The sequence below is a fragment of the Marinimicrobium sp. ARAG 43.8 genome (assembly GCF_050113635.1).
Lineage (GTDB): Bacteria > Pseudomonadota > Gammaproteobacteria > Pseudomonadales > Cellvibrionaceae > Marinimicrobium.
In genome coordinates, this window is sequence record NZ_JBNJLT010000002.1 from 128,406 (window position 1) to 150,888 (window position 22,483).

18 protein-coding genes are annotated in these 22,483 nt (G+C 57.1%); 7 read left to right on the forward strand and 11 right to left on the reverse strand.

Annotated features, from left to right (window positions below; genetic code table 11):
- Positions 1–6: 6 nt before the first annotated feature.
- The 8 genes from ACQCLF_RS05810 to ACQCLF_RS05845 all read right to left on the reverse strand — a co-directional run bounded on the left by ACQCLF_RS05810 (position 7) and on the right by ACQCLF_RS05845 (position 10,986).
- Positions 7–594, reverse strand: coding sequence for a serine protease (locus tag ACQCLF_RS05810; RefSeq protein WP_426985362.1), 588 nt, complete (start codon positions 592–594; stop codon positions 7–9).
- Complete coding sequence (locus ACQCLF_RS05815) at positions 594–2,084, reverse strand: phospholipid carrier-dependent glycosyltransferase (protein WP_426985363.1); 1,491 nt, start codon at positions 2,082–2,084, stop codon at positions 594–596. Before ACQCLF_RS05815 ends, ACQCLF_RS05810 begins: the two co-directional genes overlap by 1 nt.
- Positions 2,085–2,242: 158 nt before the next feature.
- Positions 2,243–6,313: a YhdP family protein gene (locus ACQCLF_RS05820; protein WP_426985364.1), complete on the reverse strand. Its 4,071-nt coding sequence runs from the start codon at positions 6,311–6,313 to the stop codon at positions 2,243–2,245.
- Positions 6,314–6,378: 65 nt separating this feature from the next.
- A complete protein-coding gene (rng, locus tag ACQCLF_RS05825) occupies positions 6,379–7,842 on the reverse strand; it encodes a ribonuclease G (RefSeq protein ID WP_426985365.1) in 1,464 nt (487 codons plus the stop codon).
- Between the two features lie 16 nt (positions 7,843–7,858).
- The gene (locus tag ACQCLF_RS05830; protein WP_426985366.1) at positions 7,859–8,461 is read right to left on the reverse strand and encodes a Maf family protein; all 603 of its coding nucleotides are present in this window, start codon (positions 8,459–8,461) and stop codon (positions 7,859–7,861) included.
- Positions 8,462–8,487: 26 nt separating this feature from the next.
- The gene (mreD, locus tag ACQCLF_RS05835) at positions 8,488–8,979 is read right to left on the reverse strand and encodes a rod shape-determining protein MreD (protein ID WP_426985367.1); all 492 of its coding nucleotides are present in this window, start codon (positions 8,977–8,979) and stop codon (positions 8,488–8,490) included.
- Positions 8,972–9,859, reverse strand: a complete 888-nt coding sequence (mreC, locus tag ACQCLF_RS05840) for a rod shape-determining protein MreC (RefSeq protein WP_426985765.1) — start codon at positions 9,857–9,859, stop codon at positions 8,972–8,974. The genes mreD and mreC overlap by 8 nt, the downstream gene beginning before the upstream one ends.
- A gap of 92 nt (positions 9,860–9,951) precedes the next feature.
- Positions 9,952–10,986, reverse strand: coding sequence for a rod shape-determining protein (locus ACQCLF_RS05845; RefSeq protein ID WP_426985368.1), 1,035 nt, complete (start codon positions 10,984–10,986; stop codon positions 9,952–9,954).
- A 430-nt stretch (positions 10,987–11,416) separates the two neighbouring features.
- Here ACQCLF_RS05845 and gatC point away from each other — a divergent pair, with 430 nt between their 5' ends.
- From gatC to rrtA, 5 genes are all read left to right on the forward strand, one after another.
- The gene (gene gatC, locus ACQCLF_RS05850; RefSeq protein WP_426985369.1) at positions 11,417–11,704 is read left to right on the forward strand and encodes an Asp-tRNA(Asn)/Glu-tRNA(Gln) amidotransferase subunit GatC; all 288 of its coding nucleotides are present in this window, start codon (positions 11,417–11,419) and stop codon (positions 11,702–11,704) included.
- Positions 11,705–11,807: 103 nt separating this feature from the next.
- The gene (gene gatA / locus ACQCLF_RS05855; RefSeq protein WP_426985370.1) at positions 11,808–13,262 is read left to right on the forward strand and encodes an Asp-tRNA(Asn)/Glu-tRNA(Gln) amidotransferase subunit GatA; all 1,455 of its coding nucleotides are present in this window, start codon (positions 11,808–11,810) and stop codon (positions 13,260–13,262) included.
- A gap of 183 nt (positions 13,263–13,445) precedes the next feature.
- Positions 13,446–14,891 carry an Asp-tRNA(Asn)/Glu-tRNA(Gln) amidotransferase subunit GatB gene (gatB, locus tag ACQCLF_RS05860; protein ID WP_426985371.1) on the forward strand — a complete coding sequence of 482 codons (1,446 nt, stop codon included), beginning with the start codon at positions 13,446–13,448 and terminating at the stop codon, positions 14,889–14,891.
- A gap of 12 nt (positions 14,892–14,903) precedes the next feature.
- Positions 14,904–15,203: a PA4642 family protein gene (locus ACQCLF_RS05865; protein ID WP_426985372.1), complete on the forward strand. Its 300-nt coding sequence runs from the start codon at positions 14,904–14,906 to the stop codon at positions 15,201–15,203.
- Between the two features lie 64 nt (positions 15,204–15,267).
- Positions 15,268–15,813, forward strand: coding sequence for a rhombosortase (gene rrtA / locus ACQCLF_RS05870; protein ID WP_426985373.1), 546 nt, complete (start codon positions 15,268–15,270; stop codon positions 15,811–15,813).
- A gap of 463 nt (positions 15,814–16,276) precedes the next feature.
- Here the strand turns inward: rrtA and gdhA are convergent, their stop codons facing one another.
- Genes gdhA through ytfE form a run of 3 tightly spaced genes read right to left on the reverse strand, consistent with a single transcriptional unit; the run spans position 16,277 to position 20,746 of the window.
- Positions 16,277–17,623, reverse strand: a complete 1,347-nt coding sequence (gdhA, locus tag ACQCLF_RS05875; RefSeq protein ID WP_426985374.1) for an NADP-specific glutamate dehydrogenase — start codon at positions 17,621–17,623, stop codon at positions 16,277–16,279.
- 59 nt (positions 17,624–17,682) lie between these two features.
- The gene (locus tag ACQCLF_RS05880) at positions 17,683–20,103 is read right to left on the reverse strand and encodes a nitric-oxide reductase large subunit (RefSeq protein WP_426985375.1); all 2,421 of its coding nucleotides are present in this window, start codon (positions 20,101–20,103) and stop codon (positions 17,683–17,685) included.
- Positions 20,045–20,746, reverse strand: a complete 702-nt coding sequence (gene ytfE, locus ACQCLF_RS05885; RefSeq protein ID WP_426985376.1) for an iron-sulfur cluster repair protein YtfE — start codon at positions 20,744–20,746, stop codon at positions 20,045–20,047. Before ytfE ends, ACQCLF_RS05880 begins: the two co-directional genes overlap by 59 nt.
- 150 nt (positions 20,747–20,896) lie before the next feature.
- On the opposite strand from ytfE, the gene ACQCLF_RS05890 reads away from it, so the two are divergent.
- Both ACQCLF_RS05890 and ACQCLF_RS05895 read left to right on the forward strand, forming a co-directional pair.
- Positions 20,897–21,298: a YbaN family protein gene (locus ACQCLF_RS05890; RefSeq protein ID WP_426985377.1), complete on the forward strand. Its 402-nt coding sequence runs from the start codon at positions 20,897–20,899 to the stop codon at positions 21,296–21,298.
- Entirely contained in the window at positions 21,298–22,482 is a 1,185-nt protein-coding gene (locus ACQCLF_RS05895; RefSeq protein WP_426985378.1) for an NnrS family protein, read from the forward strand. Before ACQCLF_RS05890 ends, ACQCLF_RS05895 begins: the two co-directional genes overlap by 1 nt.
- Position 22,483: the final 1 nt, after the last annotated feature.

A 22,483-nucleotide genomic window follows, 5' to 3' on the forward strand; every position in this document is an offset into this window, starting at 1 on the left:
TCAGATTTAGCCCCCGTTTTTCGGGGGCTTTTTTTTGAAGCGCATCCAGTCAGAATTCTCGCCATAAAAGTAAGCCTGGTCTGCACCTTGAGGCAGGTATTCCACCGTCAGCCCCGCAAATCCGCCGCCTTGAAAGTAGGACATTTCGAAACGGTGCTCCCCTTTTTCGAGTTGCACGGCGCACGTCTGTTTTCGGTAGGGCCGATCACGATCAAATCGACACAACGCATTGCCATCAATTCGGGCGGAAAAACCATCGTCACTGCCAATCAAAAACCGATAGGTTCCTGTCTGAAGCACCTCAAAGGTGTGGTCGATATCAATAAAGAAGTGTTCGGCGTAGCCAATTTGCCCCAGCTTGGGATGGCGCAACTGGTTTCGATCAGAGAAATTCAATTGATCCACCCACAGGGTACGCTGGTACGCCACCTGGCGTGGCTGATCAATGGTGCGAATCGCCGCGTCGTTTTTTACCAGCGTCAATTGAATCACATCGGGAACAAAGGGCGGCAGCAGGCGCAGCACAATGGCCAGCAACACCACCCCCAACACCCCGGTAAAAACCGTATTTTTATTCCACCAGGCCATTGTCATCAGCGCACCACATTCATTTGCCAGAGCCGAAACCAATTGCGAGCTTCAAACTGGTCCTCGTTGATGGGCAATCCATAGGTGAACGGTGAGAACCAGGCAAAAATAGCGACAACCAACAGAACAAACAACCCCAGGTTCACCATGGTGTGTCGTCGATTGACCCGTATGTCGTCGTGATAGATGTATGTAAAAAGCACCGCCAGATTCAACATGCCAAACACCAGCGGCACCAGATAGTGATACAGGTACATGACCCTTTCGATTTGCAGGATCGCCGCCATGTAACTCACATAGAGCCCGGTGAACGCCAGTACCCAATAGAATAACCGGACGTCCTTCACGGGGTTGCCGTAGACGAACCGACTGATTAACAACCCCAGCGATAACACGATACCCGCCGCCACGGAGAACCACACAACCGGGTTGGCGATAATCTGGATGTAGCGAACTCGGGTCTCACCGTCGATGGTGTTTTTGTCCCATCGGTAGTTAATGCTTTTATTGCCCAGCGGCCAGCCAATCGCGTAGCTGCCGTTTTCCCCCGGTTTGCAAATATCCAGACGCGCCACGCCATCGGAGTACTCCAGCATATAACGCAAGTTATCGCGAAAGCCGTAATAGAACGCTTTGGGCCCGGCGCTGTGGCCCTCGCGCACTTCGTTCAGATACGCTTCCGATGCTTTGTAGGTGCGGTTGCTGACAATGTTTTCCCCCAGGGCAATATGCACGTACAACACGCTGGCAAAACTCGCCACCAGCGGCACTACCGCTGCGGGCACCGTCACTGCCAGGCGCTTAAACAGCGCAAGCCAGTCGAAGCGTTTGATATTTTGCCACTGGTCCACGCCCCACAGCATGACGAACAATAGCAGCAGTACCGCACCATTGAGCTTTACCGATATCACCAGACCGACCAGAACGCCAAGCATGGCGTACTGAGGAAGGCGCACAGGCCGGTCTCGGGTGAGTACCACCACGAAATAGTAGAGCGCCGCCAGGATAAAGAACAGCTGAATGCCTTCCAGCATTGCCGAGCGGGAGTGAACCACCAGGGCATTGTCGAAAATCAGCAGCGCACTGAAGCCGGCGGCCACCCAGGTGCGCCGGGAAATTCGCCAGACAATGCCATAAAAAAACAGCACCGATGCGGCCATCAGGAAGGTGGAAGCGAACCGGAACCCGGTGTAGCTCATACCGCCCGGCACTTGTGAGCCTTGCAGGTAGTCTGTGCGGCTGAAAGCGCGTTTATCCAGCGCTTCATTACCACCGAATACCGCCTCTCCAGCCGCGATCAGTAATTTGCCCAGCGGCGGATGAAGCTCCATGAAGAGGGTGCCGTCCAGGTATTTCTGGCCGGAGGTGATATGGTAATTCTCATCCCAGAACATGGATTTCGGCGAACCGTAGTTGATGCCGTAGACCAGTAAAGAAACAAGCAGAACCAGAGCGGGCACCCAAAAGCGCCGGTAACGTGCGATGGTTTGAAGCATGGTTTTATTAATGTCGTTATGAACCCGGGCCGTCCCTGGACGACCACCACGAACGGGCCGCTCATTGAATCGCGTGAGCCAGCCTGCCTCGGAAACACTATCACAAACCACCGCCGAGCGGCAGTCCCAGAGGGGAAAGAGGTCAGCTATTACGCTCTTCAGGGGGATTCAGACGCCTCTTCCGGCTCTGGATGGGCCGGATCATCGCTGACGTCCAGATTGGCGCCGCCTTCAAACAGTCGATCAAATTTAATCACCGGATCGTCCCAATCGCCCCGAATGGTGTAGCTAATGCTGGTCGCCTGATCCATTTGCTTCTCGAACAGTTTACTCACCAGAAATACCCCGGCCGCCGCCGGCAGCCCGGCGGCAAGCGCCGTGAGGAATGTCAGGTTACCAGCGACTGGCAAGGTGGCCACCAGACGCGCATCCAGCGTTTCGTTCAACAGATCCGCTCGTCCGCCCAGTTGCAGGCGACTCGAGGGGCTACGCACCAGAACGGGTTCGGAGAACACCACAGAACCTCGCTCAAAGGTCATTCGCCCTTCGATACTGTCGAAGGCCAACCCGCTTTGATACAGGTCTGAAAAATCGAGGCGCAAGCGGCGCGCCAGCGCATCAAAATTCAGGATTGAAAACAGCCTCAGGATACCTTCGCTGCCCGCTGCGGGATTTCGTTTGAAGCGCCCGGCACGCACATCAAAGCCTACGTCGCCTTCTAGTTTTTCCAATTGAACGCTTTGCGGTGGTCCTGTCCATTCCAAGTCCACCCCATAGGTGGCAGCCTCACTCTCAATGATGTCGCCTTGCCCCCACTGGCTCATGACGTCGGCCAAATCCCCCGCCCGCAGAAGCGCCTGAAGACGGGTGCGCTCGGCAGCCCCGCCGGGTGAATGCCAGACCAGTTGAGCGCCCTGCCCTTCCTCTTCACCCTCGATGTGAATCCCGCGAATGTCACCCACCAGGTTTTCCAGACGGATGCTATCGCTGCCGGGACGCCAATGAAACGACCAGTGGCCATAGTCCTCTCCATCTATTGTCAATTGGTCCACCGCGACATTCGCCGCCGGCACGGTGGTGGGGTCAAAAGGCTTTTGCGCTTCCTCAGCGCTGGCTTCCGTGTCTGCGGCATAATCGCTCAATGCACTTTCTGACAAGGCGAGCCTGGCGAGATGAAGTTCCGGCACAGCGTCTTCGCCCCAGACCACGTCTCCCATCGCTTGCGCGCTCTCGAATGACAGCCGCCAGCCTTGACGACGAGAGGTAAGGTTCAGATGCAGATCTTCCAGGTGCAGCGGCCCCAAACGATGCGACGCCAGTGTGAGGTTGGCTTGTAATGGCAAACGCTGCAACACTGCGGAGGGAGTCGCCTCCGGCGCCCTCGCCAGCGTCGTGGCGTCGTTCTGTGGGCTCAACCCGTCACCCAGCCCGTCAACTGGCCCAAGCGGTGAAGCCAATGCCTGATACCGTTCAAACGCGGCCTTCCATCCTTGCAAGTCAAGCGACGCTAGTTGACCATCCAGCCGAATGCCCGGCGCGTCTGGCAACGTGGCGGCGGCATCGAATCCCAGTGCCGCACGCCGTAACTGTTTCTCCTCGTTCAACTGGGCCACGGCGTGCACCTCGTCTCCATAACGCAGGTCTGCCAATGATGAGCGACGGCCCAGTATCAGATTGAATACCGCTGGCCGGGCCTCGTCGGCCGTTTTTCCGATGGGCGCGGGTAAGTTCACCGTTACCCTAGTGAGGTCCGTCGTCACCGTCAGGGATGCCAGCCGCTGGTCCTGTTCAGAATCGGGAGCCGGGTGATGATTTAGAATCAGGGTGCTATCAAAATCAAACTGGCCTTCTATCAACCGTAGCTCGGGGTGCTGACTCCACTGCGCCAGCCGTGCGCCGGACACTGTTCCCGAAAAGGCCAACTCCGTGGTGGGTGTGCCGTCTTGCTCACCCCCGGAAATGGCCAACGTCAGTGGTGCACCAAACAAGTGTCCTTCAATCCCCTCGCTGCTCAACCCGCCGTCATTGGACCCGCTACCACTAACGTAGCGCAGCGGACCCGTCACATCCCTCACGGTCAGCCCCAGATCTCCCATCGTCAACCGGGGCAGCATCAGTTCCATATCGACCCGCTGGTACGCGCCCGGTTGGCCGTCATCCAACGGGATGGCCAAATCAAGGTCGGCCACCAGTGACCCCTGCACACTCCAACTGTCCATGTTGTCGCCGACGAACCGGCGCAGGTAATCGCCCCGAAGCAGTTGCAACCCATCGCTGGCCAGCGCTTGAACCTGGCCATCAACGGTCAGTAGTAACCCCTCACCCTGCGGGTTGTCTTTAACAACAATACGGGCGGCGCCCACCTCACTCTGATACAAGCGGGCATGATCCACGCGCGCGTCCACCCGATTATCATTCAGTACCAGTTGCCCGGATAGATCGCTCAACACAGGCCAATCCGGGTGATAGGCGAGGTCGGCTCCCGTCATATCCAACGCCAGCTGATAGCTGCGTGACAAGGGGTGGTCGGGCCGGTTAATCGTTCCGCGAAACACGAAATGCGCTTGCGCCGCGCGACCGGCGTTATCACGGCCAATGCTTTGCTCCAGCCAACGACGGAGTGAATCCGGAACAACTTCCGGCAGATATTTTTGATAGACGTTAGCACTCAATTGCTCGCCGTATACATCCAGATACAGGTCGATATCGCCGGTGTTTCGCTCCCAGGGCAACGACAGCCACATACTGCCCCGCGCCTGCTCACCCTGCCCTCTTAACGTCAGTGGTCCAGAGTTAACGTAGATCCGGTTCTGTTCTGGCAACAGGTGCCACGCCACTTGCCCGCGAGCCGTTTGATACTCCATCGGCCCGGCGTAGGTTTTGGCAAAGTACATGCTGAAACCGTTGCGACTGTCGAGATCGATAAAACCGCCGTCCCGGCCCGCTTCCAGGTAGCCCGTCACTCCGCTAAGGCCCGGCACTCCCTGCCAGGGCTCCACAGCGACCGCCTCCATTTCGGCTTGCAGCGTCCAGTCCTGCCACTCTCCGTGTGGCAATTCCAGGTTGAGGTGGCGCAGGCTGCCGTTCGGGGCGAGCGTCGTGATCACTTCCCTCAACCGGGGCGGATTCAGTAAACCGAGTTGTTCGGCCAATTCCGTCCAGTAATCGAGTTTCAGGTGATCCACTTGTACGGCCACCGGGGCTTCGCGCCCTTCAGAGGAGATTGACACTTGCAGGGGCTCCAGCTCGCGGTCACGCCAGTCCGCGGAGAGGTTGCCCAGCGCCAGCTCCCAGGCACCGTCACGCTGCCACTGACCACTGAGATCGGTGCTGACACGATCGAGCGTCAGCGACTCTACGGGCAGCGCGACATCGTCCAGCGATACTGTGCCGCTCCAGTCGTATCCCAGACCCTCTTCCTGACTGGAAAACCAGAGGCTCGCGTCCATATGGCCCTCGCGATACCACTCCTGTTGCGCCCCTTCACCCAGCAAAATGCCACCGAGTACACTCAGCGGCTCCAGCGTGGGAAAATCGCGCAATTGCAGATAACCACGGGTGCGAAACTGCTCAGGTTCCCGAGGGTCTCCCTGTCCCTCAATCACGGCCACCAGCGCCCGGTCCTGCGCTTCAAAATCAATTTGCAGCGACATTCGATGGAAGTTGTCGCGGTGTTCCAGCAGGAGGTACGGCGCCACGAACCGCTGTTCGTGGCCACTGGCGAAGCTCAGATCAATACGAGCCTCGAGCAATTCCACACGAGTACCCAGCTCAAACAGGGTCAGCAGGTCGTCGGGGGCCAGGGGCTCATTGTCAGAGGAGGAAAGAACCGGTAACCCCCAAAACCCATCCGCTCCCTGGGACAAGCTCAGACGCGGTCGGCGCAGCTCGACTTTGTCCCAGGCAACGCGGCCCTCAAGCACGCTGCTCAGTAAATTCAGTCGCAGCAGTACGCGATTGGCATCCAGCAGCCGGCGACCCTCGCCGTCATTGACCACCAGATCGTGAAGCACGATTTCCGGGCGCAAGTCTTGCCAGTCTGCCTCCAGGGAAGCCACCTGGATATCGAGATCCAGCTGCCGGGACAACCAGCCGGTCAGCTCCGTATCGTAGTGCTCGAGCAAAGGGAAAAGGCTGCGGCCACCCTGAATCAGCACTGCCAGACCAATGATCACGACAGCGCACAGGATGTAGAACTTTTTCAGTAAATACGCTAACACTGAAACCATAATTCGAGGTTGTTTCCAAAGCGGCGGTCGCTATTCCCGCCAACCCTCATTCCGCGTCACTGTCTTTAAACCAATACAATGTCGTATTGTTCCTGAGTAAACAGTGCCTCGACCTGAAATTCGATAGTACGACCAATAAACGCTTCCAGGTCAGCCACGTAGGCCGCCTCCTCGTCGAGCAACCGATCCACGACCACCTGGGAGGCCAGCACCAGAAATTTGTCATTATCGTATGCTCTCGCCTCGCGCAATATTTCGCGAAACAGTTCATAGCACACCGTCTGCGCTGATTTTAGCTGGCCTCGGCCAGAGCACAGCGGGCAAGGTTCGCACAGCATTTGCCCAAGCGACTCGCGCGTGCGCTTGCGGGTCATTTCCACCAGCCCCAGCTCGGACACGCCGGTAATGCTGGTTTTGGCGTGATCCTTCTCAAGCGCCTTTTCCAGTGTTCGCAACACTTGGCGCTCGTGCTCGGGGTCTTTCATATCGATAAAATCGAGTACGATGATCCCACCGAGGTTACGCAGCCGCAATTGTCGCACAATCGCACTGGCCGCCTCCATGTTGGTTTTGAAGATGGTTTCTTCAAGGTTGCGCCGCCCGACGAATGCTCCGGTGTTCACATCCACCGTGGTCATTGCCTCGGTCTGCTCTATGATCAGGTAGCCATTGGACTTGAGCGGTACGCGCGTATCCAGCGCTCGGGCAATTTCATCCTCCACACCGTACAGGTCGAGCAATGGGCGTTCGCCACTGTAGCATTCGATCAGTTTTTCCAGTTCGGGATAGTAGCTGGCGGCGAATTCCCGCATCTGGGCCCAGCTCATGCGGGAATCCACCCGGATTTTTTCAATCGGCGCCCGGGCCATATCCCGCAACGCGCGCAGGAACAGCGGCATGTCGGTATGAATGGCCTCGGGGACTGTGGCGCTGCTGCATTTGTCTTGAAAGTCTTTCCAGAGTTTCTGCAGAAAATCGATGTCGTTGCGCAGTTCATCCGCCCCGACGCCTTCGGCCACGGTACGAAGGATAAAACCGCCTGGCACACCCGACTCGGACGCCAGCGTCTCTACCAGCGTCCGCAGGCGCTGACGTTCGTCTTCGTCATCGATACGCGTGGACACACCGATATGTGTGCTGTTGGGCATGTACACCAAATAGCGCGAAGACAAGCTAAGGTTGGTGGTGAGGCGGGCACCTTTGGTGCCTATCGGGTCTTTACTGACCTGCACCACCAACATTTGGCCTTCGCGCACCAGCGTGCGGATATCCGGCACGTCACCGCGACGCTCTTCTTCATCAGTGTCCGCCATATCCGAGGCATGGATGAAGGCGGTACGCGCCAGCCCGATCTCCACAAAAGCGGCTTGCATACCGGGCAGGACCCTGACCACTTTGCCTTTGTAGATGTTGCCAACGTACCCTTTGCCGTGACTGCGCTCGACATGCAGCTCCTGCACTACGCCATTCTCTACCAGCGCCACCCGGGTTTCTACCGGGGAAACGTTTACCAGCAACTCTTCTGTCATCTAGTGTCCCACCTGTTTATCCCCTTGAGACGGAGCCCCACCAGGGTACTTCAAACCGGTTGAGCAGCGTCGCCGTTTCCGCCAAAGGCAACCCAACCACAGCACTGTAGCTGCCCTCGATTCGCTCGACAAAAACACCGCCCAACCCTTGAATGCCGTAGCCACCGGCCTTGTCCCTCGGCTCGCCCGTGGCCCAATACGCCAGCATCTCTGCTTCTGACAGAGTCCGAAAATGTACGCGAGTACTTACTCGACACACCTGCTCTTTCTCGACGGAACACAGGGCCACGGCCGTCAGCACTTCGTGCGCGCCCCCGGACATCAGGCGCCACATTTCCAGCGCCTGCTCCCGGTCCTGAGGCTTCTCCAGCACGCGCCCGCGACAAACACCCAGGGTGTCAGATCCCAGCACGGGCCTCAGTGCTGATCCCGACTCCTGTATATGCGCCAGCCCGGCCCGGGCTTTCTCCAGCGCCAGTCGCTCCACATAATCCTCAGGCGCTTCCCCGTCAGCCCGCACCTCTGGCACTGAAAGGCTCAGAGTGGAAAACCGAACACCAAGTTGTGCCAATAATTCGCGGCGACGTGGAGACTGGGACGCCAGGTAGAGATCGGTCATGGAGTCGCCCTTAGTTCATTGGTCAATTACTGAATACGGTAGCGGTGCCGCAGCGCTTCAAACAGAAGGTGTAGAGGGAACCAGAGGAGGGCGCTGGTCAGCGCCGGATACAAAAACTGCATACCACCGACATGCCCCCCATCCAGCGTGTGTACCCAGTTACTGGTGACCTGAGCGATCCCTACCAAGAGAAACACCCAGCAAGCCTGCTGCCACAACGCAAAGTTAGCCACCCGCCGATAGGATTGCAGCCCGATATAGGCCACAATGACCAGCCCCAGGGCATGCTCTCCCAACGCCGTTCCCTCGACAAGGTCCTGAACCAGTCCCAATAGGAAAACCAGCGTAAGACTGATTTGATCGGGCAAAACAAACACCCAGTAAATCACGACCAGCATCAGAAACTCCGGTCGCCACCACCGCCATTCCAAGGGCAGCGGATACACCGCCAACATCAATGCCACGACCACCGCCACGCCGATCAGCCAGCGATTTCGGCCTCGTGTCGGGTCAATCACCTTGACTGTCTCCCGCCGGGCTCATTTCCACCTTGGGGGCCAACACCTCCGCGTCCACTTTCTCGGCCTGCTCACGCCCGAATACCAGTAACAGATGGCGGCTGCGATCCAGTCGCGCCATGGGGCGGGCAATAACGGTCGAAAATGACTGGCCCGGGTCGCGTACGACTTGCTCAACCTCTGCCACGGGATATCCCACTGGAAAGCGGTTCCCCAGGCCAGAACTGACCAAAAGGTCCCCCTCTCGAATATCCGTGGTGTTGGATACATGCCGCAAGCGCAGCCGATTAATGTGGCCCGTCCCCTCGGCAATGGCCCGCACACCGTTGCGATTGACCTGAACCGGTAAAGCATGACTGGTATCGGTAATCAGGAGCACACGGCTGCTGTGGGGGTTGGCCTCCACGACCTGCCCCATCAGGCCGAAGGCATCCAGTACGGGCTGGCCGTTGTAAACGCCATCAGAAAGGCCTTTATTAATGACCACTGAGTGACTGAGCGGATTGGGGGAGACGCCGACCAACTCGGCGACCAGCACATTATCCTGAAGCATATCGCTGGAGCCGAGCAGCCGGCGCAAGCGCACATTTTCAGCGGCGAGCGCCGCCATTTGCTGGAGCTTTCGTTGAAGGATGAGCAGCTCGGATTTCAGCGCCTGGTTTTCTTCGTGCAGGGCCTGTTTGGAAGCAAAGGCCTCATCGCCCCAGTTGCCGATACGCTTGGGAAGATCCGTGACCCAGTAGAAGGGGGCCGCCACCACACCGAGCTGGGCACGGACCGGCGCCAGCCAGTTGGTATAAAGGCTTACGAGAATAAGGCCCACCGCCACCACACTAAAAAACAGTGCACGCGAGGCAACCGCCGGCCCTTTGGTAAACAGCGTTTTAATAGCTTTCTCTCCCGCTTATCCCGACCGATTCCCGCACCACCAGCCCAGGTCAGCCGCCCTGGGTAAGAAAGGGGTGCGCGCCGTCAGGAAGACAGCAGGTCGATATTGCGTTTGTCCATCATTTCCATGGCCAGGCCGCCACCGCGCGCCACGCAGGTCAATGGATCTTCGGCAACGATAAACGGCAAACCGGTTTCGTTGGACAACAGCCGATCAATATCGCGCAGCAGCGCCCCACCCCCGGTCAGTACCACGCCGCTTTCGGCGATATCCGCTGCCAATTCCGGCGGTGATTGCTCCAGAGCGCTTTTGACCGATTGCACAATCCCCGCCAACGGCTCTTGCAGGGCTTCCAGAATTTCATCGCTGTTCAGCGTAAAGCTGCGCGGCACACCCTCGGCCAGATTGCGACCGCGTACATCGATCTCACGCACTTCGCTGCCGGCAAAGGCACAACCCACTTCCTGCTTGATGCGCTCGGCGGTGGCATCCCCAATCACGCTGCCGTAGTGGCGGCGCACATAATTGACAATCGCTTCGTCAAAACGGTCACCACCAATGCGTACCGAGTCGGAATACACCACGCCATTCAGAGAGATAACCGCGATTTCCGTGGTGCCACCGCCGATATCCACCACCATGGAACCACTGGCTTCGGATACTTTCAAGCCAGCACCAATTGCGGCCGCCATGGGCTCTTCAATCAGTCTGACCTCGCGGGCACCCGCCCCCATCGCCGACTCACGAATAGCCCGTTTTTCCACTTCGGTGGACAGGCAAGGCACACTGATCAGAACCCGTGGACTGGGCTGAAACCAGCTGGCTTCGTGCACTTTCTTGATAAAGTGCTGCAACATTTTCTCAGTCACCTGGAAATCGGCGATCACACCATCCTTAAGCGGCCGGATAGCCGTGATATTGCCCGGCGTGCGACCCAGCATTCGCTTGGCTTCGGTACCGACGGCTTCAACAATCTTATGGCCATTGTGGTGACGGATGGCAACCACCGACGGCTCATTCAGGACAATGCCGCGACCGCGGACGTAAATCAGTGTGTTGGCGGTACCCAGATCAATGGAAAGGTCGTTGGAGAAGGCTCCACGCAGGTGTTTTAACATTGGTTCACGCAACCCTAATAATGTTCTGTCACGCGGGCCGCCGAGAAAGCGCCCCGCCTAAATTCTGTCGCGCCGACCGGAGGAGGGTTCCAGTGTCGGGGCGAATGTCGTCCTTTGCCACATTCTTGCTCGCGGCTTAGACCCGCGCAGGGCCGACGAATTCAGTCGCCGTCCCAAAACTCTGTCGCCTTCCCAAAACAGAATGGCTGGGCCGAACCTGTGGAGCGGCACGGACTTGGCAGGCGTCGCCGGGAGGCGCGCACCTCGGTGCATTGGCGCGGATGCTGGCACTCTATCAACGGCAGGGATTTAGGGCAAGGCGCAAATGTGATAACTTTAACCGCTTATCGTATAAACGCGAACTTTTGGACCTTTTCGGGCCCGGTTGCGCACATTCTGTACCGAAGCCCTATCGAATTGGAGCACCTCGATGGCCATTGCCTCTTCTGATATTGCCAAACTGGCGCATTTGGCGCGTATCGCCATTTCCGACAACGAGGTCGGACAGGTCACTGAACGGATTTCCGACGTCCTGAAACTGGTAGACCAGTTACAAGCCGTCGATACCCAGGGCGTCAAGCCCATGGCTCACCCTCTAGACGCGGTGCAGCGCCTGCGCGCCGACCAGATCACTGAGCGCGACGAGCGCGAGGCCTTTCAGGCCATTGCTCCGGCGACTGAAGACGACCTTTACCTGGTACCCCGCGTGATCGAGTGACAGCACGGCACACTTCGTAACTTGTCTCGTAACTTGTCGTAACTTGCCATACTTTGGACGTCCCCTGGACCCCGACCGATTTGATTTGAGGAATTGATTCGCAATGCACCAACACACCATGGCCCAACTGGCTCAGGGACTGCGCGACCGGGCGTTTTCCAGCGTCGAGCTGACCCGACATTATCTCGAGCGCATCGAGCGGCTGGACCCGGCTTATAACAGCTACATCACCGTCACTGCCGAACGCGCCCTGGCCCAGGCGGCCAAAGCCGACGAACGCCTTGCGAACGGCAATGCCCCCATCCTGTGCGGCATTCCCATCGCCCATAAGGATATTTTTTGCACCTTGGGCGTGCGCACCAGCTGTGCCTCGAAAATGCTCGACAACTTTATTGCCCCGTATAACGCCACCATCGTCAGCAACTACGAAGCCGCTGGCGCCGTCATGCTGGGCAAAACCAATATGGACGAGTTCGCAATGGGCTCCTCCAATGAAACCAGCTTCTACGGCCCGGTAAAGAACCCCTGGAACACCGGCTGCGTACCAGGAGGCTCCTCTGGAGGCTCGGCGGCCTCGGTGGCGGCTCACCTCGCCCCGGGCGCCACCGCCAGCGACACGGGAGGCTCAATCCGCCAACCCGCCGCGCTGTGCGGCCTGACCGGCCTCAAGCCCACCTACGGCCGCGTCAGCCGCTGGGGCATGATCGCCTTCGCCTCAAGCCTGGATCAAGCCGGCACCCTGACCCGCACCGCCGAAGATGCCGCGCTGATGCTCAACACCATGGCCAGCTTCGACCCGAAAGACTCCACCTGCGTCGATCACCCCGTGGAGGATTACACCGCCCAGCTGGACCAGCCATTGTCCGGTCTGAGAATCGGCATCCCGAAAGAATATTTTGGCGACGGCCTGAACGCCGACACCGCCAAGCGCGTGCAGGACGCCATCAACGTCTACGCAAGCCTGGGCGCCACGCTGCACGACATCAGCCTGCCGCACACCCATCTGGCCGTACCCGCCTATTACGTCATCGCCCCGGCGGAATGCTCCGCCAACCTGTCGCGCTTTGACGGCGTGCGCTACGGCCACCGCTGCGAAAACCCGAAAGACCTCAACGACCTGTACGAACGCTCGCGCAGCGAAGGCTTCGGCGAAGAAGTCAAACGCCGCATCCTCGTCGGCGCCTACGCACTCTCTGCCGGCTACTACGATGCGTACTACAACAAAGCCCAGCAAGTGCGCCGCCTGATCAAACAGGACTTCGTAGACGCTTTCGAAAACGTCGACGTTATCCTCGGCCCGACATCGCCCTCCCCGGCCTTCGCCTTCGGCAGCAAAACCCAGGACCCCGTGGCCATGTACCTGGAAGACATCTACACCATCGCCACCAACCTGGCCGGACTGCCGGGCCTGTCCATCCCCTGCGGTCTGGTCGACAGCAAACCGGTTGGACTGCAATTGATTGGCAACTACTTCGCCGAAGGAAAACTGCTAAACGTCGCTCACCAGTTCCAACAGGCGACGGACTTTCACGAGCAGTGCGCACCGGGAATTGAGTAACCAAGAATATGACACTGAGGCTTTGGGTGGGGCGTAACGGTTGAAGACTCTCTGAGGCATGGATGCCGATGAGAAGCCTATAGGGACATATTTACGGCGGGTCTTCAACCGTTACGCCCCACCCAAAGCCGGACTCAAACAGATACAACCAAACGATCAAAACCGAATTAAAGGTTATTTGAGATGGAATGGGAAACCGTTATTGGCTTGGAAGTTCACGTACAACTTTCAACTCAAACCAAATTATTCTCCGGCGCCAGCACCGCATTTGGTGCCACACCCAATAGCCAGGCCTGCGCCATCGACCTGGCCATGCCCGGCACCCTGCCCGTGGCCAACGAACAAGCCTTCAAAAATGCCGTCAAATTCGGCCTCGCCGTTAATGCCGAGATCGGCAAACGCTCCGTCTTCGAGCGCAAAAACTACTTCTACCCCGACCTCCCCAAAGGCTACCAGACCACCCAGTTGGCCGAACCCATCGTAGGGCCGGGGCATATCGACCTGCAGCTCGAAGGCGGACGCACCAAACGCGTACGCATCCATCATGCGCACCTCGAAGAAGACGCCGGAAAATCCTTGCACGAAGATTACCACGGCATGAGCGGCATCGACCTCAACCGTGCCGGAACCCCGCTGATTGAAGTCGTGACAGAACCGGATATGCGCAGCGCCGAAGAAGCCGTCGCTTTTGCCAAACAACTGCACAACATTGTCACCTCACTGGAAATCTGCGACGGCGACATGTCCCAGGGCTCCATGCGTTTCGACGTCAACATCTCCGTGCGCCTCAAAGGCGAAGACCAGCTCGGCACCCGCACCGAAACCAAAAACCTTAACTCCTTCCGGTTTATGGAAGAAGCCATCGCCCTGGAAGTCGAGCGCCAGATTGATGTCCTCGAAGACGGCGGGAAAATTGTTCAGGAAACACGACTGTACAACGGCGATACCAAAACCGCCCGCTCCATGCGCACCAAGGAAGACTCCAACGACTACCGCTACTTCCCCTGCCCCGATCTGCTGCCGGTGATGATTGACGATAAGTTCATCGAAGCTGTGCGCAAAGATATGCCGGAGCTACCGGAAGCTCGACGCGACCGGTTTATCAGTGCGTATGGCCTGCCTGAATACGATGCAGCCCAATTGGCAGGCGACCGGGCCACGGCCAACTATTTTGAAGCCACCGCCAAGGCCAGCGGCGAACCCAAGCTCGCGGGCAACTGGATCATGGCCGACCTGGCTGCTTACCTGAACAAACAAGACCTGAGCATTGAACAATCTCCGGTCACCCCCATACAACTGGCCGGGCTCATTACCCGACTGAAAGACGGGACGATTTCCAGCAAAATTGCCAAGACCGTTTTCGAAGCCATGACGCAGGGTGAAGGCGACGCCGATGCCATTATCGAAGCACGAGGCCTCAAACAAGTATCCGACACCGGTGCCCTGGAAAAGATGGTGGACGACGTGATCGCCAACAATCAGGCGCAGGTGGATAATTACCGCAGCGCCGATCCGGACAAACGGCCCAAAATGCTGGGCTTCTTTGTCGGTCAGATTATGAAAGCCAGTAAAGGGCAAGCGAACCCGCAAGCCGTCAACGAGATTTTGCGCAACAAGCTGGAAGGTTAACGAGACATTACCATGAGTGAATTACGTAAAGACAAGAAAAAAGTCATCGGCGAACATTTCGATGACGAACGCATACAAAGCTTTTTCCAGCACCCCGCACCAGAGGGGATGAATCAGGACTACCACTTACTGGAAAAAGCGTACCGCGGCATGCGGGAAGAAAATTTTGCCACTTTTGTAACATTTTTCGTCGAACGCGGGCACGACCTGAACGCACCCGGCCCCGATGGCAAAACCTTCCTTCAAGGTATTCAGGACCACCGCATGGCGGACGAGTACATCACCGCACTGAAAAAGGCGGGCGCCCATTAACCGCCCCACCCCTTTCCTTCAATTCACGCCCAGCCTCTGGTTCACACTGGGGCTGAGCGCGCTGATGATTCTTCTCGGCGCCCTGCAAAGCGTCACCGAACCCGCGCTGGAATACCATCGAGAAGCCATTCTCAACGGCGAATACTGGCGACTGTTTACCGGCCAATGGATTCACTATGGCCGCTACCACCTGGCCATGAACCTCGGCGCGCTGATGCTCTGTGGCTGGATTCTGTTCCAGGACATCCCGTTAAAACACTACAGCCTGCTACTGCTCGCCTGCCTGGCGGGCGTAGGCGGCGGACTGCTGGCCTTCAGTCCCAGCCTGGATTACTACGCCGGCCTGTCCGGCGCCCTGCACGGGCTACTGGTGGCGGGCGTGATCATCACCTGTCGGCAAACCCCTTGGATGAGCGCTTTGGCATTGATGGTCGTCACGTACAAAATCGTGCAGGAGCAATGGCCGGGCTACGACACCTCGCACCCGCTGTTGCCGGTGCCGGTAGCCGTGGATGCGCATTTGTATGGAGCTTTGACGGGGTTAATCTGGGGGCTGGGGTTCTGGGCTGGTGCTTTGCTGCGGCTCCGCCAGCGCAGAGAGAGTGAGTGATTGTGAGTCGCTTCATTGGCAACCCGTTACTCTTGGGAGTGTTGCCGCCAGCCCAACAGGTTCATGCTCTCTCAACCGGTCGATCAGTGCGTATGCCTGCTCTCGTACGCCATCAAGAGAGCTATAGCCTTTTTTAGTATTTCCTTCTCTTCCTCCACCCGCCATAGCTTACGCTTGAGATCCTGAATCTCACGCTGCTCCGGGGTTAGCGCCTCACCTTTCTGTGGGGCCTTGCCTGAACGCTCAGTCCGAAGCCTGCGTACGCAATACGCCATGGTAGACTTGCCGACTCCCATGGCGTCGCAAGCCGCTTTCACTGTGAGTGATAATACACTCAAAATCAGGTGGCCGGAATCACTATGCCACTACACAGTGTTCGGTGGCGGCAGTACGTACAAAGTCCGCTTAGAGGAAAAACCCAGTCGAGCTCGAAACCATAGCGCTATGGCTTCGAGTCCTCGTCTTAGATAACACCAAATGCCAGCATGGCTTCAGCAACCCGGCGAAAGCTGGCGATGTTGGCACCCACCATGTAGTTGCCCTTATAGCCGAACTCTTCGGCGGTGTTATAGCAGTCATTGTGGATATTGGTCATAATTTCCTTCAAGCGTTTCTCTGTATGCTCGAAGCTCCAGGAATCCCGGCTGGCGTTTTGCTGCATTTCCAAAGCAGAGGTGGCTACGCCACCGGCATTGGCCGCTTTACCTGGGCCATAGGCGACGTCACTGTCCAGAAACAGCCGGACGGCTTCAGGGGTGCAAGGCATATTGGCCCCCTCACTAACCGCCATACAGCCGTTATTGATCAAAGTGCGCGCTGAATTCTCGTCCAGTTCGTTTTGGGTGGCGCAAGGCAAAGCCAAGTCACAAGGGATGTCCCAAATATTGTCGTTTTCATGGTATTCGGCATCGGGATGTTCATTGACATAATTCTTGATTCGCTGACGCTCGACTTCTTTAACCTGTTTGACGGTATTCAGATCAATGCCCGTTTTATCGTAAATAAAACCTGCGGAGTCCGAGCAGGCCACCACCTTGGCTCCCAGAGATTGCAGCTTTTCCATTGCATAAATCGCGACATTACCTGAACCAGAAACAAGACACTTCGCTCCCTCTAGGTCCCGGCCTTTTATTTTCAACATTTCTTCGGCAAAAAATACCGCTCCGTAGCCGGTGGCTTCTTTACGCACCAGCGCGCCCCCCCATGAAGGGCTCTTGCCCGTCAGGATGCCGGATTCGTATCGGTTGGTAATTCTCTTGTATTGGCCAAACAGATAGCCTATTTCGCGTGCACCCACGCCCATGTCTCCGGCCGGCACATCCGTAAGCTCACCGATATGACGGTAAAGTTCGGTCATAAAGCTCTGACAAAACCGCATGACTTCACTGTCGGACTTGCCCTTGGGGTCAAAATCCGAGCCGCCTTTACCACTCCCGATGGGCAAGCCCGTCAGAGCGTTTTTGAAGGTCTGCTCAAACGCCAGAAACTTAATGGTACCCAACATAACGCTGGGATGAAAACGCAAACCGCCCTTGTAGGGCCCCAGTGCGCTGTTAAAGCCAACGCGAAAACCCCGGTTTATGTGAACCTCACCGTTATCATCCTGCCAGGGAACGCGAAAAATAATTTGCCGTTCGGGTTCGCAAATGCGCTCGATAATTTTCTGCTCGGCATAACTTGGGTGCTTTTCCAATACCGGGGCCAGGGTATCGATCACCTCCCGCACGGCCTGGTGAAACTCCGGCTCGCCCGGATTTCGCTTTATGACTTGCTCGAAAATCGCCTCAATGCGTTGTTGGGCATTAGTCATAGATTAATTACTCCCACTGTAGGTAAAAAGCGGGCTTAAAGCCCGCTTTTTGTCTTGGTTTATTGTTTACCTCCACAGCTTCCGCAGCACATACCTTCGCCTTGGTGGGCATCTGCCATGGCTTGGTCCGACTCGGTGTAAGCCGGCTCAACTGCCGCCCCTTTGCCAAGAGTCCCCGAAGCCAGGACAGGTGCATCGGGGAAATATAACCCTTTAACCACCTGCCAAGTCACTGCCAGAGCGCCGATAATGAAGACAACGTCGCCGAACGTGCGCACCCAACGCAAGCCCTGCAATATCGGCTGCTGCATAAAGGTTTCACTGCGGGCATACCACAGCCCTTCCGAGGCGCTGGCGACAAACTGGATAATACCGACTGGCAGCAGACTGGTAAACAGCATGAGCGCCAACCCGATGTTCATCCACCAGAAAGCCACCTTCATCAGTTTTTCGTCGAACAACATTTGCGGCCGGATATAACGCAGGATCAGTAGTACAAAACCCAACGCCAGGAAGCCATAGACGCCGAAGAGTGCACCGTGGGCATGAGTCGGTGTGGTGTTCAAGCCCTGGACATAGTAGAGCGAGATCGGCGGGTTGATCATAAAACCAAGCACCCCCGCGCCCAACATATTCCAGAAAGCGACAGCAACAAAGAACAACAACGGCCATTTAATGCGCTGCATCCAGGCCGCTTTGTGCTGTAAGCGCCAGTTTTCCCATGCCTCGTAACCCAGTACGATCAACGGCACAACTTCCAAAGCGCTGAAGGTAGCACCGATGGCCATCACCGGCGTGGTGGTGCCAGAGAAATACAAATGGTGGAAAGTCCCTGGCACACCGCCCAGCATGAAAAGCGACGCCGATGCCAGCGTAGCCGCTGTGGCCATTTTGCGCGACACCAGCCCCATGCTACAAAAGATGAATGCCAGAGCGGCCGTTGCGAACACTTCAAAGAAACCTTCCACCCAAAGATGCACTACCCACCAGCGCCAGTACTCCATGATGGAAATGTGAGTGCGCTCACCGTAGAACAAGCCAGCACCGTAGAATAAACCGATGGCAACCACGGACGCCGTTAGCAGAGCCAAAAGGTTCTTGTCGCCAGGCTGACGCAACGCCGAAACAATGCCCCGCAACATCAGTACCAGCCAGAAGACAATGCCAAGGAATTTGGCGATTTGCCAGAGGCGCCCCAAATCAACGTATTCATAACCTTGGTGGCCCAACCAGAAGCTCCAGTTAGCCGGCATGATTTGAGCGATGGCGAAGAAGTTGCCCGCGAACGAACCGACCACCACCAGAATTAACGCCCAAAACAAAATATCGACACCCAGCTTCTGGTACTTGGGGTCTTTACCGCCATTAATGATTGGAGCGAGGAACAGGCCGGCCGCCAGAAATCCAGTGGCAATCCAGAACATAGCCGCCTGCAAGTGCCAGGTGCGCGCCAGCGTGTACGGGAACCATTTAGAAGTATCGAGCCCGTAAAAGCCCTGGCCTTCAATGGTGTAATGCGCCGTAAAGCCGCCGAGAAACACCTGAAAAGTGAACAGCGCTACTACCACGAACAGATATTTGCCCAGCGCCCGCTGAGAAGGCGTTAACTCGAGCGTGGTAATGGGGTCTCTCGCAGGGGATGCTGGCTCTTCCTCATCGTGCTTACGCAAAAAGGCCCAGCCCCACACCAGGGCGCCGATGCCAGCCACCAAAAGCACCACACTAATGATGGACCAGACTACATTCTCCGCCGTCGGCTTGTTGTCGATCAGCGGTTCGTGAGGCCAGTTGTTGGTGTAGGTGGCCGTCCCTTCGTAACGCTCGGTCGCGGCCGCCCAGGCCGTCCAGAAGAAGAAGTGGGTCATTTGCTCGCGCCGCTCAGCGCTAGGCAGGGTATTCTCCTTCATCGCATAGCTTTGACGGGTGCCCTGCAGTTCAGGGGCGTCGCTAAACAGTCGGCTGTAGTAATCGGCGGTTTGGGCAATAGCTTGAGCACGTCGGCCCGTCAATACCAGGGTATCGGTGCCGGCATCATAGGTGTTGGTCCGGTAGGCCGTTTTCAGTTCGTACTGCAAAGCATTCTGCTCGCGCCCAATGAGCTCGGCATAGGGGAAGCCGTATTCTTCCTGCGCCGCCAGTTCCAACCAGGCATTCAGCTCGCGATGTAACCAGTCGGCCGTCCAATCAGGCGCCTGATACGCACCATGCCCCCAGATCGAGCCCAGCTGCATGCCTCCAACCGATTGCCAAGCAGTCTGTCCATCAAGAATGCTTTCATTGGTCATTAATGGCTGACCGTCTTCGGTGATCACTCGGTCAGGGATCGGTGGCGCCTTACGATAAACTTCAACGCCAAAGTAGCCTAACAGTGCAAAGGTAAAGCCCAGAATACCAATTAAGGTCCACCATAATTTGCGGTACTCACCCATGGTTTGTTCCTCTTTCAAGGTTGTGGTTTTGGTCGGAGTCAATCCGTTCAAAGAGAATGTTGTTCTCCAGGTGGATGTGCTCCTTTAAGTCTGTTTCCAGCACCGCCAATCCCAGGTAAAGTGCTCGCCAGGTATTGCAGGCTCCCTTGGGGAGGTTAATGCCCTGGGTCAACTCACTGATGCGATCAACGGAAGCTCCGTGATCATCGTGCTCGTGACGCATCATCGCGACTGGCCCCCGGGCCATGCCTTTGACTCCCAGAGTAATCATGGGAAACAAAATCTGTTCTTCTTTGCGCATGTGCGCTTCGAGTTCAGCGTGCATGAGCTCCAAGTGATCCGACAGACCGGCGGGGCAATCGGGGCGCCCCCCGTGCACCAGCTCCACTCGCTGACTGAGCCGAATCAGTTCGGACAACTGCTGTCGGTGGACGTCGTGGTAGTGTGTCAAAATATGTTCTATCAAATCGGCATCCGGCGCTTGGTACCAGCCCTCGACGCTGGTCGTGTGCCGTGCCGCCGACTCCTTCAGGGCCAGCACCAAAGCGTCAATGTCCGCCCCTTTGCGTTCAGCTGCCTTGGCCAGGCTTTGCTTTCCGCCACAGCAAAAATCCAGCTGGTAGCCGTGAAATACCGCCGTGGCCCCCGGTATCTCACGGGCCAGTTCACTTAACGTTCGCTCTAACATACTCATTGGTTTTTTCTCTCGGGGACTCAGGCAGTACCCCACTCGCTCGGCCTATCGACTTAATAAGATACATCTAAAATGAATCTTATGGCGAAGTTTACATCGGCTTTTTAAAGATGTAAAATAAATCCATCTTTTAAGGTGGGAGTACTACCTATGCCCAGTCCACGCCTACGCTTTCTCACCCACCTTCGCCACCTCCCTTGGCAGTGCCTGACCTGGGGCTGTATCGGCTTGGGGGCGGCTGGCACCGTGCTGCCATTATTACCCACCACTCCTTTCTTGCTGATAGCCGCCTGGGCTGCGCCGAAAGGCTCCCCCCGGCTCGGACGGTGGCTGCACAACCATCCGCATTTCGGGCCGACTCTGCACGCATGGCGAACCGAGCGTGCCGTCCCCAAGCGAGCCAAAGCCATTGCCTTGGCACTACTTATTAGCAGCTGGCTGACGCTCTGGTTATGGCAAAGCGCTCCCGGCGTATTAATTTTCACAGCTATCCTGTTTCTGGCCGTCGCCAGTTTTCTATTGACGCGACCCAGCCCACGAGGAGTTCACTAATGTCCAACGCACAGCCTCCCATTTTGTTAGCCTATGGCTTTCGGCCATTCTTTCTGCTTACCGGAGCCTATGCCACCCTCGTGGTGCTGGGGTGGATGGGTTTTTTATTCGGCGACTGGGCCTTGCCGCTAGGCTGGTCGCCCATGAAGTGGCACAGCCACGAAATGTTGTATGGCCTGGTGCCCGCCGCTATCGCCGGCTTTCTTCTCACAGCGGTGACCAACTGGACCGGAGCCAAGCCGCTGGCAGGCGGAAAACTGCTATCGTTGGTATTGCTCTGGTTGGCGGGGCGGGCGGTCATGTGGATGGCAAGTTGGTTGCCGGGCACATGGGTAGCTGCCGTAGACTTGGCATTTCTACCCATAGTGGGTATCTATATGGCGCGTGTGCTCCTGAAGCACGGGAACAAACGCAACCTGATTCTGATCGCGGTACTGGCGCTTATGACCCTGGGTAATGTTCTGATGCACTGGGGCTTTTTGAAGGGCTCTACCCAGATGCTCAATATGGGTGAACAACTGGGATTCAACCTGATCATTTTGATGATGGTGGTGATCGCCGGTCGAATCACTCCAGCATTTACCGCTAACTGGCTGAGCGCTCAAGGCAAAGACCCCGAGCGGGTCACTCGTTCTGCCATGACCGACAAGCTGGCCATGTTCAGCGTAGCACTGTTGATTCCACTGGATGTTTTTCTTGCACCCAGTGCTTTAATCGGCGCGAGTGCGTTGTTAGCGGCAGGCATCAATGGCGTGCGCCTTTTACAATGGTCCAGCTGGAGCGCGGCGCGCGAGCCTCTGCTGTGGGTGTTGCACGTCGCTTATCTGTTTATTGTTCTAGCGCTGCTAATTCGCGGCCTGGGCATTTTTGCCAGCAGCATCTCTGACAGCGTATGGCAGCACACTTTGGGCCTAGGCGGCATTGGCCTACTGATCCTGGGGGTTATGACTCGCGTCGCCGTTGGCCACACCGGGCGCCCCCTCAAACTAGTTCGGTTTGGGCTGCTGACTTATCTGGCCTTGATCGCCGCCACAGTGTTGCGCACAGGCGCTGCACTGCAGTGGTTCGACTACCGCATCAGCGTGACCCTGGCGGCCATCGCCTGGGTTCTGGCTTTCAGCCTGTTTGTGGTACTTTACTGGCCCATACTCAGCCAGCCTCGAGCCGATGGCCGTACTGGATAAC

Excerpts from the sequence above, each read along its gene's own strand:
- ACQCLF_RS05810 (WP_426985362.1), bottom strand. The coding sequence starts at position 594 with ATGACAATGGCCTGGTGGAATAAAAATACGGTTTTTACCGGGGTGTTG.
- ACQCLF_RS05815 (WP_426985363.1), bottom strand. The coding sequence starts at position 2,084 with ATGCTTCAAACCATCGCACGTTACCGGCGCTTTTGGGTGCCCGCTCTG.
- ACQCLF_RS05820 (WP_426985364.1), bottom strand. The coding sequence starts at position 6,313 with ATGGTTTCAGTGTTAGCGTATTTACTGAAAAAGTTCTACATCCTGTGC.
- rng (WP_426985365.1), bottom strand. The coding sequence starts at position 7,842 with ATGACAGAAGAGTTGCTGGTAAACGTTTCCCCGGTAGAAACCCGGGTG.
- ACQCLF_RS05830 (WP_426985366.1), bottom strand. The coding sequence starts at position 8,461 with ATGACCGATCTCTACCTGGCGTCCCAGTCTCCACGTCGCCGCGAATTA.
- ACQCLF_RS05845 (WP_426985368.1), bottom strand. The coding sequence starts at position 10,986 with ATGTTAAAACACCTGCGTGGAGCCTTCTCCAACGACCTTTCCATTGAT.
- gatC (WP_426985369.1), top strand. The coding sequence starts at position 11,417 with ATGGCCATTGCCTCTTCTGATATTGCCAAACTGGCGCATTTGGCGCGT.
- gatA (WP_426985370.1), top strand. The coding sequence starts at position 11,808 with ATGCACCAACACACCATGGCCCAACTGGCTCAGGGACTGCGCGACCGG.
- gatB (WP_426985371.1), top strand. The coding sequence starts at position 13,446 with ATGGAATGGGAAACCGTTATTGGCTTGGAAGTTCACGTACAACTTTCA.
- ACQCLF_RS05865 (WP_426985372.1), top strand. The coding sequence starts at position 14,904 with ATGAGTGAATTACGTAAAGACAAGAAAAAAGTCATCGGCGAACATTTC.
- rrtA (WP_426985373.1), top strand. The coding sequence starts at position 15,268 with ATGATTCTTCTCGGCGCCCTGCAAAGCGTCACCGAACCCGCGCTGGAA.
- gdhA (WP_426985374.1), bottom strand. The coding sequence starts at position 17,623 with ATGACTAATGCCCAACAACGCATTGAGGCGATTTTCGAGCAAGTCATA.
- ytfE (WP_426985376.1), bottom strand. The coding sequence starts at position 20,746 with ATGAGTATGTTAGAGCGAACGTTAAGTGAACTGGCCCGTGAGATACCG.
- ACQCLF_RS05890 (WP_426985377.1), top strand. The coding sequence starts at position 20,897 with ATGCCCAGTCCACGCCTACGCTTTCTCACCCACCTTCGCCACCTCCCT.
- ACQCLF_RS05895 (WP_426985378.1), top strand. The coding sequence starts at position 21,298 with ATGTCCAACGCACAGCCTCCCATTTTGTTAGCCTATGGCTTTCGGCCA.